This is a genomic window from Citrobacter sp. Cb028 (genome assembly GCF_030336705.1).
Taxonomy (GTDB): domain Bacteria; phylum Pseudomonadota; class Gammaproteobacteria; order Enterobacterales; family Enterobacteriaceae; genus Citrobacter; species Citrobacter braakii.
Window position 1 is genome coordinate 314100 of record NZ_JAOWCZ010000035.1, and the last position, 16950, is coordinate 331049.

Genomic DNA, 16950 nt, shown 5'->3' on the forward strand with positions numbered 1-16950 from the left:
TGCAGGTCAGGACACATAGAGTGGACTGACTTGCAACTGCGCATAAAAACCTGCAAAGTCAGCCCTGAAGCAAGTAAGGGCGAAAAAATGAAACGACTCATTGTAGGGATTAGCGGTGCCAGTGGCGCGATTTATGGCGTGCGCCTGCTGCAGGTTTTGCGTGACGTTACTGATGTGGAAACCCATCTGGTGATGAGTGCTGCTGCCCGACAGACGCTGGCGCTGGAAACTGACCTCTCTGTACGCGATGTGCAGGCACTGGCGAATGTAAATCACGATACGCGCGATATCGCCGCCAGTATCTCTTCCGGCTCTTTTCAGACCGCCGGAATGGTAATATTACCTTGTTCAATCAAAACGCTTTCAGGCATCGTCCACAGTTACACCGATGGGCTGCTTACCCGTGCGGCAGACGTGGTGTTGAAAGAACGCCGCCCGCTGGTGCTGTGCGTGCGTGAAACGCCCCTGCATCTGGGGCATCTGCGGCTGATGACGCAGGCGGCAGAAATTGGCGCGGTGATTATGCCGCCAGTTCCGGCATTCTATCATCGCCCGCAAACGCTAGATGATGTGATTAATCAAACAGTTAACCGCGTACTCGACCAGTTTGATATCTCCCTTCCACAGGATCTGTTCACCCGCTGGCAAGGGGCGTAAAACCGTTCCATCAGCGTGCAAAGAAACATCCGTTGCCCTGTTTCAGGGCAATTTTGTAACCGCGATCATATCCTCAACATTTAATTCGTTAAAACTCAACGAAACGCTGCGGTTCAACCGTCAGACCTGCTATCTTCAAAATCAGGACATTATTGCAACGTTTTATTAACATATTTAACGTCGAATATCCTCATCGACGCGAAAATGGCATAAGACCTGCATGAAAAAGTCTGCAAACACACAACACAACGTAAAACATAATAAAATTACGCCACTTGAGGGTTATGTATGAAGAAGACGGTTCTTGCTTTGTCTTTACTGGTAGGACTCTCCGCCACCGCGGCCAGCTACGCAGCACTTCCGCAGACGGTTCGTATTGGTACAGATACAACGTACGCACCTTTTTCCTCTAAAGATGCCAAAGGCGACTTTGTCGGCTTTGATATCGATCTGGGAAATGAGATGTGTAAGCGCATGCAGATCAAATGTACCTGGGTAGCCAGCGACTTTGACGCGCTGATCCCGTCGCTGAAAGCGAAAAAGATTGATGCCATCATCTCCTCGCTTTCAATCACTGAGAAGCGTCAGCAAGAGATTGCGTTCTCAGACAAGCTTTACGCAGCAGACTCACGTCTGATCGCCGCGAAAGGTTCCCCAATTCAACCGACTCTTGATTCCCTCAAAGGTAAACATGTTGGCGTACTGCAAGGCTCGACTCAGGAAGCCTATGCTAATGACAACTGGCGCAGCAAAGGCGTAGATGTGGTGGCCTATGCGAACCAGGACCTTATCTATTCTGACCTGACAGCGGGTCGTCTGGACGCGGCGTTGCAGGATGAAGTCGCGGCCAGCGAAGGCTTCCTGAAGCAGCCTGCCGGTAAGGACTACGCTTTTGCTGGTCCGTCGGTGAAAGATAAAAAATACTTTGGTGACGGCACCGGGATTGGCTTGCGCAAAGATGATGCAGAGCTGAAAGCTGCTTTCGATAAAGCGCTGGGCGAACTGCGCAAAGACGGCACCTACGACAAAATGGCGAGCAAGTATTTTAACTTCAATGTCTACGGCGATTAATACGCCGCAGCGGGGAATGGACTGCACCATTGCGGGTAACCATTACGGTGCATAATAAATTCAGTGCACTGTTTTGGTGCTTTTGTCGCTGTCTTAATAAGCATGAGTGCATACTTAAGCGCTTTTCATGCAAATAAATACCGTCGACAGGGTAGAATGCTTTGCCTTGTCGGCCCGATTAATGGCACGATAACTGCACCTGGTCCTGTAAAGATCCCCTATAAAAGACAGTCTGTTGAGGATAGTTATGAAAAAACTGGTGTTGTCTCTTTCTCTGGTCCTGGCTTTCTCCAGTGCTACCGCAGCATTTGCAGCCATTCCGCAAAAAATTCGTATCGGTACCGATCCTACTTATGCGCCGTTCGAATCGAAAAATGCACAGGGTGAATTAGTCGGTTTTGATATCGATCTGGCTAAAGAGCTGTGCAAACGTATCAATACACAATGTACCTTCGTGGAAAACCCGCTGGACGCGCTTATCCCTTCGTTAAAAGCGAAGAAAATCGATGCGATTATGTCCTCGCTTTCCATCACTGAAAAACGTCAGCAGGAAATCGCCTTTACCGACAAGCTTTATGCAGCCGACTCGCGTCTGGTTGTCGCTAAAGATTCTGCTATTCAGCCAACCATTGAGTCGCTGAAAGGTAAACGTGTTGGCGTGCTGCAGGGCACGACTCAGGAAACCTTCGGCAACGAGCACTGGGCGCCAAAAGGAATTGAAATTGTCTCTTATCAGGGGCAAGACAATATCTATTCTGACCTGACTGCCGGGCGTATTGATGCTGCTTTCCAGGATGAAGTCGCGGCCAGCGAAGGCTTCCTGAAACAGCCGGTCGGTAAAGATTACAAATTCGGCGGCCCATCTGTAAAAGATGAGAAGTTATTCGGCGTGGGTACCGGTATGGGGCTGCGCAAAGATGATAACGAACTGCGCGAAGCACTGAACAAAGCCTTTGCCGAGATGCGAGCTGACGGTACTTACGAGAAGCTGGCGAAAAAGTACTTCGATTTTGATGTTTATGGCGGTTAATCACCGCAGGTGCTGATAAAGCCCGTAGATTTTTGACGTGTTGAATTTATGCCTGATGGCGCTGTGCGTATCCGGTCTACAGTGATTTTGTAGGCCGGATAAGGCAAAGTCGCCATCCCGCATTTAACAGTTTGTCTGAAATCAAAAGAGGCTTATTACTCCACCACACACGACAGGACAGGCAGCATGTTGTATGGCTTTTCAGGTGTTATTTTACAGGGCGCAATTGTTACGCTGGAGCTGGCACTTAGCTCGGTGGTACTGGCGGTTCTGATAGGCCTTGTCGGCGCGGCAGCTAAGCTGTCGCAAAGCCGGGCGCTGGCGCTTATTTTCGAAGGGTACACAACGCTTATCCGCGGCGTGCCCGATCTGGTCTTAATGCTGCTCATCTTTTACGGATTACAAATCGCGCTGAATACCCTTACCGATGCAATCGGTATCAGCCAGATTGATATCGATCCGATGGTCGCGGGTATTATTACGCTCGGGTTTATCTATGGAGCCTATTTTACCGAAACATTTCGTGGCGCATTTATGGCCGTGCCAAAAGGACATATTGAAGCCGCGACGGCATTCGGTTTTACCAGTTCACAAATATTTCGCCGCATTATGTTCCCGGCGATGATGCGCTATGCCTTACCGGGAATTGGCAACAACTGGCAGGTCATTCTTAAGGCCACTGCGTTGGTATCGTTGCTCGGCCTGGAAGACGTGGTGAAAGCCACTCAGCTTGCCGGAAAAAGTACCTGGGAGCCGTTCTATTTTGCCGTAGTGTGCGGGGTCATCTATCTGGTGTTTACCACTGTTTCTAATGGTGTGCTGCTGTACCTTGAGCGCCGCTATTCTGTGGGTGTGAAGAGGGCTGACCTGTGATTGAGATTATTCAGGAATACTGGAAGTCCCTGCTGTGGACCGACGGATATCGCTACACCGGCGTGGCTATCACCCTGTGGCTTCTGATTTCGTCGGTGGTGATGGGCGGGATACTGGCGCTGTTTTTGGCAATTGGTCGTGTTTCCAGTAATAAATTTATCCAGTTTCCCATCTGGCTGTTCACCTATATTTTTCGTGGGACGCCGCTGTACGTCCAGTTGCTGGTGTTTTATTCCGGGATGTATACGCTGGAGATAGTCAAAGGCACGGACTTCCTCAACGCGTTTTTCCGCAGTGGGCTAAATTGCACCGTGCTGGCGCTGACGCTGAATACCTGCGCCTATACCACGGAGATTTTCGCCGGGGCTATTCGTTCCGTACCCCATGGTGAGATTGAAGCCGCGCGCGCTTACGGTTTCTCGTCGTTTAAACTGTATCGCTGCATTATTTTGCCTTCCGCGCTGCGTATTGCGCTGCCGGCTTACAGCAATGAAGTTATTTTAATGCTGCACTCCACGGCGCTGGCATTTACCGCAACGGTGCCTGATTTGTTGAAAATCGCCCGCGATATCAACTCGGCAACGTATCAGCCGTTTACCGCCTTCGGTATTGCCGCTGTTCTGTATTTGATTATTTCGTATGTCCTGATCAGTCTGTTCCGTAAAGCGGAAAAACGCTGGTTGCAGCATGTATCCTCTAAATGATTCGAGTAACACGATGTCTGAAAATAAATTAAACGTTATCGATTTACATAAGCACTACGGTGAACATGAAGTGCTGAAAGGGGTATCGCTGCAGGCCAATGCGGGTGATGTTATCAGTATTATTGGCTCGTCAGGTTCCGGTAAAAGTACCTTCCTGCGCTGCATTAACTTTCTCGAGAAACCGAGCGCCGGGTCGATTGTCGTCAGTGGTCAGAACATTGGTCTGGTACGCGACAAAGACGGCCAGCTTAAGGTTGCAGACAAAAATCAGCTGCGCTTGCTGCGCACGCGACTGACGATGGTCTTTCAGCACTTTAATCTGTGGAGCCACATGACGGTGCTGGAAAACGTGATGGAAGCGCCGATCCAGGTGTTGGGGCTGAGCAAGCAGGAAGCTCGCGAACGTGCGGTGAAGTATCTGGCGAAAGTGGGTATTGATGAGCGCGCTCAGGGCAAATATCCGGTGCATCTGTCCGGTGGTCAGCAGCAGCGTGTCTCCATTGCTCGTGCGCTGGCGATGGAACCGGAAGTGTTGCTGTTTGATGAACCCACGTCGGCACTTGACCCGGAGCTGGTGGGCGAAGTGCTGCGCATTATGCAACAACTGGCCGAAGAGGGAAAAACCATGGTGGTCGTGACCCACGAAATGGGGTTTGCCCGTCATGTCTCCACGCACGTGATTTTCCTGCATCAGGGGAAGATTGAAGAAGAGGGCGATCCGGAGCAGGTATTTGGTAATCCGCAAAGCCCGCGTTTGCAGCAGTTCCTCAAAGGTTCGTTGAAGTAAGTCACCTGCCCGGAGGCGCTACGCTTTCCGGGCCTGGGATTTTAGCGCGTCGCACTCCAGACGATAAACCCAGTCGTCGTAGGCGATACCATCAATCTCATACGCCTTTTCCAGTACCTGCGTACGCACGAACCCCGTTTTTTCCAGAATCCGTATTGAGCCCTTATTATCCGCCAGTGCGTAAGCATTTATCGACGTGACCGCCGCGTGCTCGAAGGCGTACTGGCACACCGCGCGTACGGCTTCGCTGGCAATACCTTTCCCCTGCGCCTGTGGCAAGATGGCGTAGCCGAGGTCGGCTTCATGCGGGTAGATATGGCTGATTTGCAGACCAATATCGCCGAGCGGCGTCGGGTTGTTGTGCTCGCGGATGACAAAAGTGTGCTGTGCGGCAAGGCGTCTGGCGAATAACAGACGCGTATCTTTCACCGGGGCGATGTTGCCCATATAGCGCATGACTTCAGGACATTCACGTAGTTTCTGGAAAAATGACCAGTCAGAAAACTGAAACAAAGAGAGGGTAAGTCGGGGAGTCGAAATTATCGCCATAACGTCGCCATTGCAGAAATCTGGCCTATAACCTTACCACCACAACGGCGACCGTGAATAGCGCTTAGGGGTTATCGGATGACATCCGCCAGCGCTTCTTCTAAATCGTACCAGCGAAACGCGAAACCGGACGCTTCCAGGCGTTTTGGCAACGCTCGCTGCCCGCCGAGAACCAGCACCGAAGATTCGCCCATCAGCAACCGCATTGCGGTGGCGGGAACGCGCAGAATGGCAGGACGGTTCAGGGCGTGGCCCAGCGCGTGGGCAAACTGCTCATTGTGCACCGGGTACGGTGAAACCATATTGAAGGGACCGCGCAGATCGTTATCCAGCAGCCAGAGAATTCCGTTGACCATATCATCAATATGGATCCAGGCCATATACTGGCGTCCGTTGCCAATTGGTCCGCCTAAGCCAAGACGAAACGGCGGGACCATTTTCGCCAGAATGCCGCCAGCAGAGGCCAGTACCACGCCGGTGCGCAGCATACACACGCGGGTTTTGTCGCTTTGCGCGGTGCTGGCAATTTGCTCCCAGCGGGCGCACAGCTTATGGGTAAATTCGTTATGCGGCGGCTCTTCTTCTGTGACCACCACTTCGCCTAAATCGCCGTAGTAACCGGTAGCGGAACCGGAGATTAGCACTGCGGGCGGTGTCTCGCTGGCATTGATTAAATCGACCAGCTTCTGCGTAATGACCCAGCGGCTCTGACACAGGCGTTCCTTTTGCTGGGCACTCCAGCGCTTGTCCGCAATCGGCTCTCCGGCAAGGTTAATGACGGCATCAATGTCGTTGAGATTTTGCCGCTCTTCCAGCCCTTTGGACAGCGTAACCCGGGAGTCGAGAATCTGACGCGCCTTATCTGGAGAACGGGTCACTACGGTTATCTGATGCCCCAGTTCCAGCAAGCGGGGGATCAGATGACGTCCAATCAGGCCAGTACCGCCGGTAATCAGAATCTGCATGTCGCCTCCCGGGTTATGTTTAGCGCTGCCAGCTCAGCGTCATAGAGACTGAGTCGGCGTAACGTAATGCGTGAAGTTTATCTATCTCTACTTGAGCATAAGTGACCCAGTGATGTTCGCGTGCGATATCGAGCACATCTTGAGTTAATTTTTCTAACAATGAGAAGCGGTTACCCTCCACGTGGGCAATGATGCTCTTGGTGATAGTGCGATAATTCAGCGCGTCGTTGATATCTTCGCTGGTACGGGCTTTGTCTGCCGGATAGTGAATGGCAATGTTGATGACGATATCCTGGCGGTTAAGGATCTCCTCTTCTTTGATGCCGATAAAAGTGCGCAGACGAAGGTTTTTTATACGAATAATTGCGTCAGGTTGTGACATTGCAGGTTTCCTCCATGTATGAACCTTTGCATGATACACGAGAACCGAATCGCGTCACCGCTTCTCACTTTGTGCTTGTTGCATGGCGCGTTCCGTTGCGGGACGCGTACGGATGCGTTCATGCCAGTTATTGACCGCCGGGTAGTTGTCGAGGTCGATGCGCTGACGCTGATGGGCGTGGATCCACGGCCAGCAGGCAATGTCGGCAATGCTGTAGTGATCGCCTCCCAGCCAGGGGGACGTTTCCAGACGTTTATTCATCACGTTGTACAGGCGCTGGGTTTCAACCTGGTATCTTTCAATGGCGTAGGGAATCGTTTGTGGGGCGTAGTGGCTAAAATGATGATTCTGACCCAGCATGGGTCCGAGGCCGCTGACCTGCCAGAACAACCACTGCAGCGTAGTGTGGCGTTCACGTAACTCACCGCTCAGCAGCTTACCGCTCTTTTCTGCCAGATAGAGTAATATTTCTCCGGACTCAAACAGGCTGATGGGCTTTCCGCCGTCTACCGGGGCACTGTCGATAATGGCCGGGATTTTATTGTTTGGTGAGATTTGCAGAAAATCAGGGTGAAACTGGCTACCTTTGCTGATATCGACATGAATCAGACGGTATTGCAGCTGCGCCTCTTCAAGAAACAGCGTTATTTTGTGACCGTTTGGCGATGGAGTGTAATAGAGATCGATCATTTTCAGCGTCCGTTTTGTCATGAACCGGGTCATAACAAGTATAGAGCCTGTTGGCGTGCGTGAGTTTTCATCAAGTGACAGTGAGAGAAAGACTCTATATTTTGAAGGCAAGCCAATACATTTCAGAGGACATTATGAGCAAATCTGCAATTACGCTGTGGTCAGATGCCAATTTTTTCTCCCCTTACGTGCTGTCTGTTTATGTCGCTCTGCAAGAGAAAGGACTGCCTTTTACGCTGAAAACCGTTGATCTCAACAGCGGCGAACACTTGCAACCTTCATGGCAAGGGTATGCGTTAACGCGGCGCGTACCGGTGCTTGAAATCGACGGTTTCGAGCTGAGCGAATCATCAGCGATTACTGAGTTCCTGGAAGAGAGCTTTGCACCACCGCAGTGGGAGCGTATCTACCCACACGATGTGCAAAAGCGCGCGCGGGCGCGCCAGGTTCAGGCGTGGATCCGCAGCGATCTGATGCCTATCCGTGAAGAGCGCTCAACGGACGTAGTTTTTGCTGGCGTGAAGAAAGGTCCGTTAAGCGAAGCGGGAAAAGTCAGTGCGGAGAAATTGTTCGCCACTGCGAGCCATTTATTGAGCCACGGTAAGCAGAATTTATTTGGCGAATGGTGTATTGCCGACTGCGATTTAGCGCTAATGCTGAATCGTCTGGTCCTTAACGGCGATGAGGTTCCCGAAGCGCTTGCAGAATATGCCGCCTTCCAGTGGCAGCGCGCTTCAGTCCAGCGTTTTATCGCGCTTTCAGCGAAGCGTACCTGCTGAAAAACGGGGCGTAATCCAGTATCATTACAAGGTACTTTTCAACGAGGAGTGAGTGATGAAACTGATGTTCGCATCGGACATTCATGGTTCGTTGCCAGCCACGGAACGCGTACTTGAACGGTTTGCCGCAAGCGGTGCGCAATGGCTGGTGATATTGGGTGATGTTTTAAACCACGGACCGCGTAATGCGCTCCCGGAAGGCTATGCGCCTGCGCAGGTTGCTGAGCGGTTGAATGCGCTGGCAGCGCGGATTATCGCGGTGCGTGGCAATTGTGACAGCGAAGTGGATCAGATGCTTCTACATTTTCCGATGACCGCGCCGTGGCAGCAAATTCTGACAGAAAACCAGCGACTCTTTTTGACGCACGGGCATCTTTTTGGGCCGCAAAATATGCCGGCGCTCAACGTGGGAGATGTGCTGGTTTATGGGCATACACATTTGCCCGTCGCTGAGCGTCAAGGGGATGTTTACCACTTCAATCCCGGCTCGGTAAGCATCCCGAAAGGGGGCTTTGCGGCAAGTTACGGGATTCTGGATGATAATGTTCTCAGCGTAATGGCACTCAATGATCAAAGTGTTATTGCACAGGTCGAGATTAATCCGTAATTTACCCCACAAACATAAACGCGCCGTAAGAGCGCAAGAAAAAAGAAGGTTTCCTGATGGTGGAACAGCGTCGTTTGGCAAGTACGGAATGGGTGGATATTGTGAATGAAGACAACGAAGTCATTGCACAATCCAGCCGGGAACAAATGCGGGCGCAACGCTTACGCCATCGTGCAACGTATATCGTCGTGCATGATGGTATGGGCAAAATTCTGGTTCAGCGCCGTACTGAGACAAAAGATTTTTTGCCCGGCATGCTGGATGCCACCGCTGGCGGTGTTGTGCAGGCTGACGAGCAACTACTGGATTCAGCGCGCCGTGAAGCGGAAGAGGAACTGGGGATTGCGGGCGTGCCGTTTGCCGAGCATGGGCAGTTTTATTTTGAAGACCAGAACTGTCGCGTATGGGGCGGGCTGTTTAGCTGTGTTTCCCACGGACCGTTTGCGCTTCAGGAAGAAGAGGTTAGTGAAGTTTGCTGGCTGACGCCGGAAGAAATTACCGCGCGCTGCGACGAATTTACGCCGGACTCACTGAAAGCCCTGGCGCTGTGGATGACCCGCAACGCTAAGAATGAAGGGGCGAAAGCCGAAAAGCAGGAAGAGGCTGAGTAAAATCTGCTCATCCGGCCTACAGCGTCGAGAAATCGTGTAGGCCGGGCAATCGTTTTTTAATGGTAACCCATTATCTGCGCGCCAATTACCACCACGCTGGACATAATAAACAGCAGCCCCAACAGCGTGGCGCCTACCTTCAGCCAGTTACGAAAATCCACCCGACACACGCCTAACGTTGCCATCAGCGATGCCGATGTAGGATAGATAATATGACTGAATCCGTCGCCAAACTGGAAGGCCAGTACGGTGACCTGACGGTTTACGCCAACCAGATCGCCTAAGGGTGCTAATAACGGCATGGTCAATGCAGCCTGACCAGAGCCGGAAGTAACGAAGAAATTAAACACCGCCTGGAACAGCAGCATAAACCACGCCGCGATGGCGTTATCCAGCCCGCTGATGCCGTTGGCAATGCTGTGCAGCAGCGTGTTCAACACGCTGGCTTCCCCCGCTTCTCCATTACCGACCAGCAGTAATATGCCCTTGGCAAAACCGACCAGCAGGGCAGGGGCAATCATCATTCGTGCGCCTTCAGTGAATGAGGAGGCCATGATGTTGACCGTCATGCCGTTGAGACGAAAGACCACGCCAATGATGCCAATTACCAGGCCCATGGTGAAGAACTGACTGGCGATCTCAGGAATAAACCACGCGTTGACGATCACGCCCCAGACAACCCAAATCATTACCGCAGTCAGCACCAGCAGCACCAGCCAGTCGCCCAGCGTGAAGCGTCGTTCCACAACGTCGTCCTGCTGTTCGCGAAAGAAACGGTCGGATTCATGTACCCGGGACAAAAGCGGATTCTTTTTGATGCGTGCCGCATAGGCCAGCGTGAAGGTCAGCCCTATCAGGGTCGCAACCACCCACACAATGATACGCAGACCGGAACCAGAGAGTACCGGCACGCCCGCAATCCCCTGCGCGACGACCACGCAAAACGGGTTCATCCATGAGCTGGCAAATCCAATCTGAGTCGCAATATAGGTGACCAGAACGGTGGTGATACTGTCGTAACCTAACCGTACCATTAACGGTGCGATGATAATGGCAAAGGCGACCGCCTCTTCCCCCATGCCAAACACCGCGCCGCCTAATGAGAAGAGAACAAACAGCACCGGGATAAACAGGACTTCGTTTCCTCGTGTATGGCGGATGAGCGCCAGGATGCCGTTATCGATGGTACCGGTACGCATAACGATGCCGAATGCGCCGCCAATCACCAGCATAAACATAATAATGCCGACGGCAGTGCCGAATTTAGAGCCGGAGGTTAACCCTTCAAACGGAAAATTCATCAGGCCAGGGCGCTCATCACCGGTGGTGAAAAACTGCACCCGGTGATACTGCTCTTCGCCCGCGTCGTTGGTCAGAATTCGAAAAGAATGGGGGTCGACCACCTTACGGGTTTTGGTTTGTCCATCAACCTGATACTGCACTTCCTGACTGTCGAACATCCCGACGGGAACAACCCATGTCGCCAGACTGGTTAAAATGGCAACGAAAAAAATAATCACCAACGTATCGGGCATCGCCCATTTTTTAGCTGGCTGTGTTTCTGTTACTGCTGACATGAAAGACTATCCCTGTTGCAATGCAAAAGAGGATAAGTATGCAAACAGGAGAATAGTTATTCATTGATGCAGCGCATCCTGGCAAATGTTTCAGAATATGCCAACGGGAAAAACAGGTATAAAAAAACCGGAAATATAAGCTATTTCCGGTTTAATAAGCAGAAGTGTTGCCGGATAAGACATCCGGCACACTCGACAGATTACTGCTGCTGTTGGGAAGACTGGATCGCGGTCAGAGCGATGGTGTAGACGATGTCGTCAACCAGCGCGCCACGAGACAGGTCGTTCACAGGCTTGCGCATACCCTGCAGCATCGGCCCGATGGAGATCAGGTCGGCAGAACGCTGTACCGCTTTGTAGGTGGTGTTACCGGTGTTCAGATCCGGGAAGATGAACACGGTAGCGCGACCTGCAACCGGAGAGTTCGGCGCTTTGGATTTTGCTACGTCAGCCATAACGGCGGCGTCATACTGCAGTGGACCGTCGATCATCAGGTCAGGACGTTTTTCCTGCGCCAGACGCGTGGCTTCACGAACTTTTTCTACGTCGCTACCTGCACCAGAAGTACCGGTGGAGTAGGAGAGCATTGCTACACGCGGTTCGATACCGAAAGCAATGGCGGATTCAGCGGACTGAATCGCGATTTCTGCCAGTTGCTCTGCAGTCGGATCCGGGTTGATCGCGCAGTCGCCGTATACGTAAACCTGATCCGGCAGCAGCATGAAGAACACGGAAGACACCAGGGAACTACCCGGTGCAGTTTTGATCAGTTGCAGCGGTGGACGGATGGTGTTCGCGGTGGTATGAACTGCACCAGAAACCAGACCGTCAACGTCGTCCTGTTCCAGCATCAGGGTACCGAGAACCACGTTGTCTTCCAGCTGTTCGCGGGCAACGGTTTCGGTCATACCTTTGTTTTTACGCAGTTCGACCAGGCGAGCAACGTAGCTTTCGCGAACCACATCTGGATCAACGATTTCTACGCCAGCACCCAGCTCAACGCCCTGAGAGGCCGCAACGCGGGTGATCTCATCCGGGTTGCCCAGCAGTACGCAGGTTGCGATACCGCGTTCAGCACAGATAGCCGCCGCTTTAACGGTACGCGGCTCGTCACCTTCCGGCAGAACAACGCGCTTGCCGGCTTTACGTGCCAGCTCGGTCAGCTGATAACGGAACGCTGGCGGAGACAGACGACGGCTGCGCTCAGAGGTCGCGGTCAGGGATTCAATCCAGTCAGCGTTGATGTAGTTAGCAACGTATTCCTGAACTTTCTCAATACGTTCGTGATCGTCAACCGGAACTTCCAGGTTGAAGCTCTGCAGGCTCAGAGAGGTCTGCCAGGTGTTGGTGTTCACCATGAATACCGGCAGGCCGGTTTCAAATGCACGTTCGCACAGTTTAGTGATACGCGCGTCCATTTCGTAGCCGCCAGTCAGCAGCAGGGCACCGATTTCCACGCCGTTCATGGCTGCCAGGCATGCTGCAACCAGCACGTCAGGACGATCGGCGGAAGTCACCAGCAGAGAACCGGCACGGAAGTGCTCCAGCATGTGCGGAATGCTGCGTGCGCAGAAAGTCACAGACTTCACGCGACGGGTATTGATATCACCTTCGTTAACGATAGTGGCGTTCAGATGACGCGCCATATCGATTGCACGCGTTGCGATCAGATCGAAGCTCCATGGCACCGCGCCCAGAACCGGCAGCGGGCTGGATTCTTGCAGTTTAGCCGGATCAACTTTGATCACTTTCGCTTTGGAAGAGTCGTCGAAAATCTCGGACAGATCCGGGCGAGTACGGCCCTGCTCATCAACCGGTGCGTTCAGTTTGTTAACGATTACGCCGGTGATGTTGGTGTTTTTCGCGCCGCCGAAGCTGCTGCGAGTCAGTTCAATACGCTCGTTCAGCTGTTCCGGGGTATCGGTACCCTGAGACATTACGAAGACGATTTCTGCGTTCAGCGTTTTCGCGATTTCGTAGTTCAGAGACTGCGCGAACTGATGTTTACGGGTTGGGACCAGGCCTTCAACCAGTACAACTTCAGCGTCTTTAGTGTTCGCGTGGTAGTTCGCGATGATCTCTTCCATCAGCACATCTTTCTGATTGCTGGACAACAGAGATTCAACGTGGCTCATCTTCAGCGGCTCAGCGGCTGGCAGAGAAGAGTTAGCACGGACGATGCTGGTAGTCTGGTCTGGCGCATCGCCACCGGCACGCGGTTGAGAGATCGGCTTGAAGACGCTCAGACGAACGCCTTTGCGTTCCATTGCGCGGATCACGCCAAGGCTGACGCTGGTCAGACCGACGCTGGTTCCGGTAGGGATCAGCATAATAATACGGGACACGGTTTATCCTCTTTCGTTACCGTCGATGTAGACGGGTTACAAAACAGCACCGCCAGCTAGGCTGGCGGTGTGAAATCAGGCAGTCAGACGGCTCGCGTCTTGCGCGATAACCAGTTCTTCGTTGGTTGGGATAACCACCGCAGGACGGGTACCTTCTTTGTTGATGAAACCAGATTTGCCGAAACGTGCGGCCAGGTTACGTTCGTGGTCAACTTCAAAGCCCAGAACGCCCAGTTTGCCCAGAGACAGTTCACGAACCATCGCTGCGTTTTCACCGATACCACCGGTGAAGACAACTGCATCCAGACGACCATCCATCAGCGCAGTGTAAGAACCGATGTATTTCGCCAGACGGTGACAGTAAACGTCCATTGCACGTTTAGCGTCTTCTTTAGTCGCGTAGTTATCTTCAACATAACGGCAGTCGCTGGTGACTTCGGTCAGACCCAGCAGGCCGGACTCTTTGGTCAGCATTTTGTTGATCTGGTCAACGCTCATGCCCAGGGTGTCGTGCAGGTGGAAGATGATCGCCGGGTCGATGTCACCGGAACGCGTACCCATCACCAGACCTTCCAGCGGGGTCAGACCCATGGAGGTATCAACACATTTACCGTTACGGATAGCAGAAACAGAACCGCCGTTGCCCAAGTGGCAAGTGATGATGTTGAGCTCATCAACCGGTTTGTTCAGAATTTTTGCCGCTTCCTGAGTTACGAAGAAGTGGCTGGTACCGTGCGCGCCGTAACGACGAACACCGTGTTCTTTGTACAGGCTGTATGGCAGAGCATAGAGGTAAGACTCTTCCGGCATGGTCTGATGGAACGCGGTGTCGAACACAGCCACGTTTTTGTCTTTCAGATTCGGGAAGGATTTCAGCGCTTCTGCGATACCGATCAGGTGTGCAGGGTTATGCAGCGGTGCAAAAGAGGCTGCGTCTTTGATACCCTGAATAACAGAATCGTCGATAACCACAGAGCCGGTGTATTTCTCGCCGCCGTGAACAACACGGTGACCAATCGCAGTCAGCTGAGCAGACAGTTCTGGTTTTTGTGCCAGAATAGTATTAACGATAAAATTCAGCGCTTCACTGTGAGCGGCGCCTGCACCTAAAGCCGCTTCTTGTTTACCGCCGTCCATTTTCCACTTGATACGTGCTTCTGGGAGATGGAAACATTCGGCTAAACCAGAGAGGTATTCTTCACCGTTTACTGCATCGATGATGGCAAATTTCAGTGAGGAGCTACCGCAGTTCAGAACCAGTACTAACTTACTCGACATGGAAGTACCTATTTATGATACGTGGCTAAAAAAACGTCAGGAAGTCATAGAGCGTAGCGCATGATGACACCGACGTTTATGATTAACATCATGCGCCATAGTCTTTTTGGGCACGATGGAATAAATACCTTTGAGTCTATGTCATTTTGCGTATTTTTCAGCCAATGGCATACTATGTGTCAATTTGACGACTCAATGATTTTGGACTAAAGGCCTTACAGGCCGGCACAGGATACCTGAATGTGGGTATTAAAGACAAAATGTTTTGAACGATGTCCTTTGTAGTTGTTGTTTTGCACAAATTTTTTAATTTTTATATGTGAAGTTGAGGTAACCGCCATGTCGACACCGGATAATCGTTCCGTCAATTTTTTTAGCTTGTTTCGCCGGGGGCAGCACTATGCGAAGACGTGGCCAATGGAAAAGCGCCTCGCGCCTGTGTTTGTAGAGAACCGCGTAATCCGCATGACGCGTTACGCGATCCGTTTTATGCCGCCTATCGCCGTCTTCACCTTATGCTGGCAAATTGCGTTAGGGGGGCAGTTGGGACCGGCCGTGGCGACTGCGCTGTTTGCGCTCAGCCTGCCGATGCAGGGCATGTGGTGGCTGGGTAAACGTTCTGTAACGCCGCTGCCGCCTTCAATACTCAACTGGTTCTACGAAGTTCGGGGTAAATTGCAAGAAGCCGGGCAGGCGCTCACTCCGGTAGAAGGAAAGCCTGATTATCAGGCGCTGGCTGACACGCTTAAGCGCGCCTTCAAACAACTGGATAAAACTTTCCTTGATGATTTGTAATTGACCCCTGATTACGCATATAAAAGAAGGCACAAGATGCCTTCTTTTTTTTCATCGCAGTAGTAGTGATACAGGAGTCCCAAATGGAAATGACCAACGCTCAACGTCTGATTTTGTCTAATCAGTACAAAATGATGACTATGCTCGATCCCACTAACGCCGAGCGTTATCGTCGTTTGCAGACGATTATTGAACGCGGTTACGGCTTGCAGATGCGCGAGCTGGATCGTGAGTTTGGTGAGCTGACGGAAGAAACCTGTCGTACGATTATCGATATTATGGAGATGTATCACGCATTACATGTGTCCTGGACTAATCTTAAGGACGCGCAGGCTATTGATGAGCGTCGCGTGACCTTCCTTGGCTTTGACGCCGCAACGGAAGCCCGTTACCTCGGGTACGTACGTTTTATGGTTAATGTAGAAGGTCGTTATACCCACTTTGATGCGGGTACGCATGGCTTCAACGCCCAGACCCCGATGTGGGAAAAATATCAGCGTATGCTGAATGTCTGGCACTCTTGCCCGCGCCAGTATCACCTGAGTGCGAATGAAATTAACCAAATCATTAATGCCTGAGGGGGCGAGCGTGCAGTGCAAAGGTTTTCTGTTTGATCTGGATGGAACGCTGGTCGATTCCTTACCCGCAGTAGAACGCGCGTGGTGCAACTGGGCCGATCGTTTTGGCCTCGATCACGCCGAGGTGCTCGGCTTTATTCATGGCAAGCAGGCCATTACCTCCCTGCGACACTTTATGGTGGGCAAATCTGAGGCTGAGATCGCCGCGGAATTCACCCGCCTGGAGCAGATCGAAACGACGGAAACCGCGGGGATCACTGCGCTGCCGGGAGCGGTTGATTTGCTCAACCACCTCAATAAAGCGGGTATTCCATGGGCGATTGTGACCTCCGGGTCCATGCCGGTCGCACGAGCGCGTCATCGTGTCGCGGGGCTGCCTGCTCCTGAAGTGTTTGTCACCGCCGAGCGGGTAAAAAGAGGCAAGCCCGAGCCTGACGCCTATCTGTTAGGCGCCCAGCTTCTGGGTCTTGCGCCACAGGAATGCGCGGTGGTGGAAGATGCGCCCGCTGGGGTGCTTTCAGGACTGGCGGCAGGGTGTCATGTGATAGCGGTCAACGCGCCTGTGGACACGCCGCGTCTGGATGAGGTCGATTTTTCGCTGACCAGTCTGGAACATATTTCTGTGACCAAACAGCCTAACGGAAATGTGGTCGTGGTAAGAAATACCTGAAC

Annotated in this window: 19 protein-coding genes; 12 read left to right on the plus strand and 7 right to left on the minus strand. The window is 52.2% G+C overall.

All coding sequences use genetic code 11. The annotated features are described in order from the left end of the window. Positions 1–87 precede the first annotated feature (87 nt). The 6 genes from OGV75_RS20355 to hisP all read left to right on the plus strand — a co-directional run bounded on the left by OGV75_RS20355 (position 88) and on the right by hisP (position 5122). The gene (locus OGV75_RS20355) at positions 88–657 is read left to right on the plus strand and encodes a UbiX family flavin prenyltransferase (RefSeq protein WP_019077299.1); all 570 of its coding nucleotides are present in this window, start codon (positions 88–90) and stop codon (positions 655–657) included. Positions 658–945: 288 nt separating this feature from the next. Beyond that, positions 946–1728, plus strand: coding sequence for a lysine/arginine/ornithine ABC transporter substrate-binding protein ArgT (gene argT, locus OGV75_RS20360; RefSeq protein WP_006683634.1), 783 nt, complete (start codon positions 946–948; stop codon positions 1726–1728). 247 nt (positions 1729–1975) lie between these two features. Continuing rightward, complete coding sequence (gene hisJ / locus OGV75_RS20365) at positions 1976–2758, plus strand: histidine ABC transporter substrate-binding protein HisJ (RefSeq protein ID WP_003028120.1); 783 nt, start codon at positions 1976–1978, stop codon at positions 2756–2758. A gap of 186 nt (positions 2759–2944) precedes the next feature. Continuing rightward, complete coding sequence (locus tag OGV75_RS20370; protein ID WP_016153853.1) at positions 2945–3631, plus strand: histidine ABC transporter permease HisQ; 687 nt, start codon at positions 2945–2947, stop codon at positions 3629–3631. Beyond that, positions 3628–4335: a histidine ABC transporter permease HisM gene (gene hisM, locus OGV75_RS20375; RefSeq protein WP_003028116.1), complete on the plus strand. Its 708-nt coding sequence runs from the start codon at positions 3628–3630 to the stop codon at positions 4333–4335. Before OGV75_RS20370 ends, hisM begins: the two co-directional genes overlap by 4 nt. Before the next feature lie 13 nt (positions 4336–4348). Next, positions 4349–5122, plus strand: a complete 774-nt coding sequence (gene hisP / locus OGV75_RS20380) for a histidine ABC transporter ATP-binding protein HisP (protein WP_043017062.1) — start codon at positions 4349–4351, stop codon at positions 5120–5122. Between the two features lie 18 nt (positions 5123–5140). Here hisP and OGV75_RS20385 read toward each other — a convergent pair whose 3' ends face one another. From OGV75_RS20385 to yfcG, 4 genes are all read right to left on the minus strand, one after another. Next, positions 5141–5671, minus strand: a complete 531-nt coding sequence (locus OGV75_RS20385; RefSeq protein ID WP_286481114.1) for a GNAT family N-acetyltransferase — start codon at positions 5669–5671, stop codon at positions 5141–5143. A gap of 71 nt (positions 5672–5742) precedes the next feature. Then, positions 5743–6636, minus strand: a complete 894-nt coding sequence (locus OGV75_RS20390; protein ID WP_016153850.1) for a TIGR01777 family oxidoreductase — start codon at positions 6634–6636, stop codon at positions 5743–5745. A gap of 19 nt (positions 6637–6655) precedes the next feature. Continuing rightward, positions 6656–7018 (minus strand): dihydroneopterin triphosphate 2'-epimerase, encoded by a 363-nt coding sequence (gene folX, locus OGV75_RS20395; RefSeq protein WP_016153849.1) that lies wholly within the window; start codon positions 7016–7018, stop codon positions 6656–6658. Positions 7019–7072: 54 nt separating this feature from the next. After that, complete coding sequence (yfcG, locus tag OGV75_RS20400; protein ID WP_016153848.1) at positions 7073–7708, minus strand: GSH-dependent disulfide bond oxidoreductase; 636 nt, start codon at positions 7706–7708, stop codon at positions 7073–7075. A gap of 134 nt (positions 7709–7842) precedes the next feature. On the opposite strand from yfcG, the gene yfcF reads away from it, so the two are divergent. Genes yfcF through yfcD form a run of 3 tightly spaced genes read left to right on the plus strand, consistent with a single transcriptional unit; the run spans position 7843 to position 9705 of the window. Beyond that, on the plus strand, positions 7843–8487 hold the full coding sequence (gene yfcF / locus OGV75_RS20405) for a glutathione transferase (RefSeq protein ID WP_200080063.1): 645 nt from the start codon (positions 7843–7845) through the stop codon (positions 8485–8487). A gap of 55 nt (positions 8488–8542) precedes the next feature. Further along, on the plus strand, positions 8543–9094 hold the full coding sequence (yfcE, locus tag OGV75_RS20410) for a phosphodiesterase (RefSeq protein WP_016153846.1): 552 nt from the start codon (positions 8543–8545) through the stop codon (positions 9092–9094). Between the two features lie 56 nt (positions 9095–9150). Further along, positions 9151–9705: an NUDIX hydrolase YfcD gene (gene yfcD / locus OGV75_RS20415; RefSeq protein WP_006683645.1), complete on the plus strand. Its 555-nt coding sequence runs from the start codon at positions 9151–9153 to the stop codon at positions 9703–9705. Between the two features lie 56 nt (positions 9706–9761). Here yfcD and yfcC read toward each other — a convergent pair whose 3' ends face one another. From yfcC to ackA, 3 genes are all read right to left on the minus strand, one after another. Next, positions 9762–11282, minus strand: a complete 1521-nt coding sequence (yfcC, locus tag OGV75_RS20420) for a putative basic amino acid antiporter YfcC (RefSeq protein ID WP_016157044.1) — start codon at positions 11280–11282, stop codon at positions 9762–9764. Positions 11283–11482: 200 nt separating this feature from the next. Then, on the minus strand, positions 11483–13627 hold the full coding sequence (pta, locus tag OGV75_RS20425) for a phosphate acetyltransferase (protein WP_016153844.1): 2145 nt from the start codon (positions 13625–13627) through the stop codon (positions 11483–11485). Positions 13628–13702: 75 nt separating this feature from the next. After that, the gene (gene ackA / locus OGV75_RS20430) at positions 13703–14905 is read right to left on the minus strand and encodes an acetate kinase (RefSeq protein ID WP_016153843.1); all 1203 of its coding nucleotides are present in this window, start codon (positions 14903–14905) and stop codon (positions 13703–13705) included. 339 nt (positions 14906–15244) lie between these two features. Here ackA and yfbV point away from each other — a divergent pair, with 339 nt between their 5' ends. From yfbV to OGV75_RS20445, 3 genes are all read left to right on the plus strand, one after another. Next, positions 15245–15700, plus strand: coding sequence for a terminus macrodomain insulation protein YfbV (yfbV, locus tag OGV75_RS20435; protein ID WP_016153842.1), 456 nt, complete (start codon positions 15245–15247; stop codon positions 15698–15700). Positions 15701–15783: 83 nt separating this feature from the next. Beyond that, complete coding sequence (locus OGV75_RS20440) at positions 15784–16278, plus strand: YfbU family protein (RefSeq protein WP_016153841.1); 495 nt, start codon at positions 15784–15786, stop codon at positions 16276–16278. Further along, positions 16271–16948, plus strand: a complete 678-nt coding sequence (locus tag OGV75_RS20445; RefSeq protein ID WP_286481231.1) for a sugar phosphatase — start codon at positions 16271–16273, stop codon at positions 16946–16948. Before OGV75_RS20440 ends, OGV75_RS20445 begins: the two co-directional genes overlap by 8 nt. Positions 16949–16950: the final 2 nt, after the last annotated feature.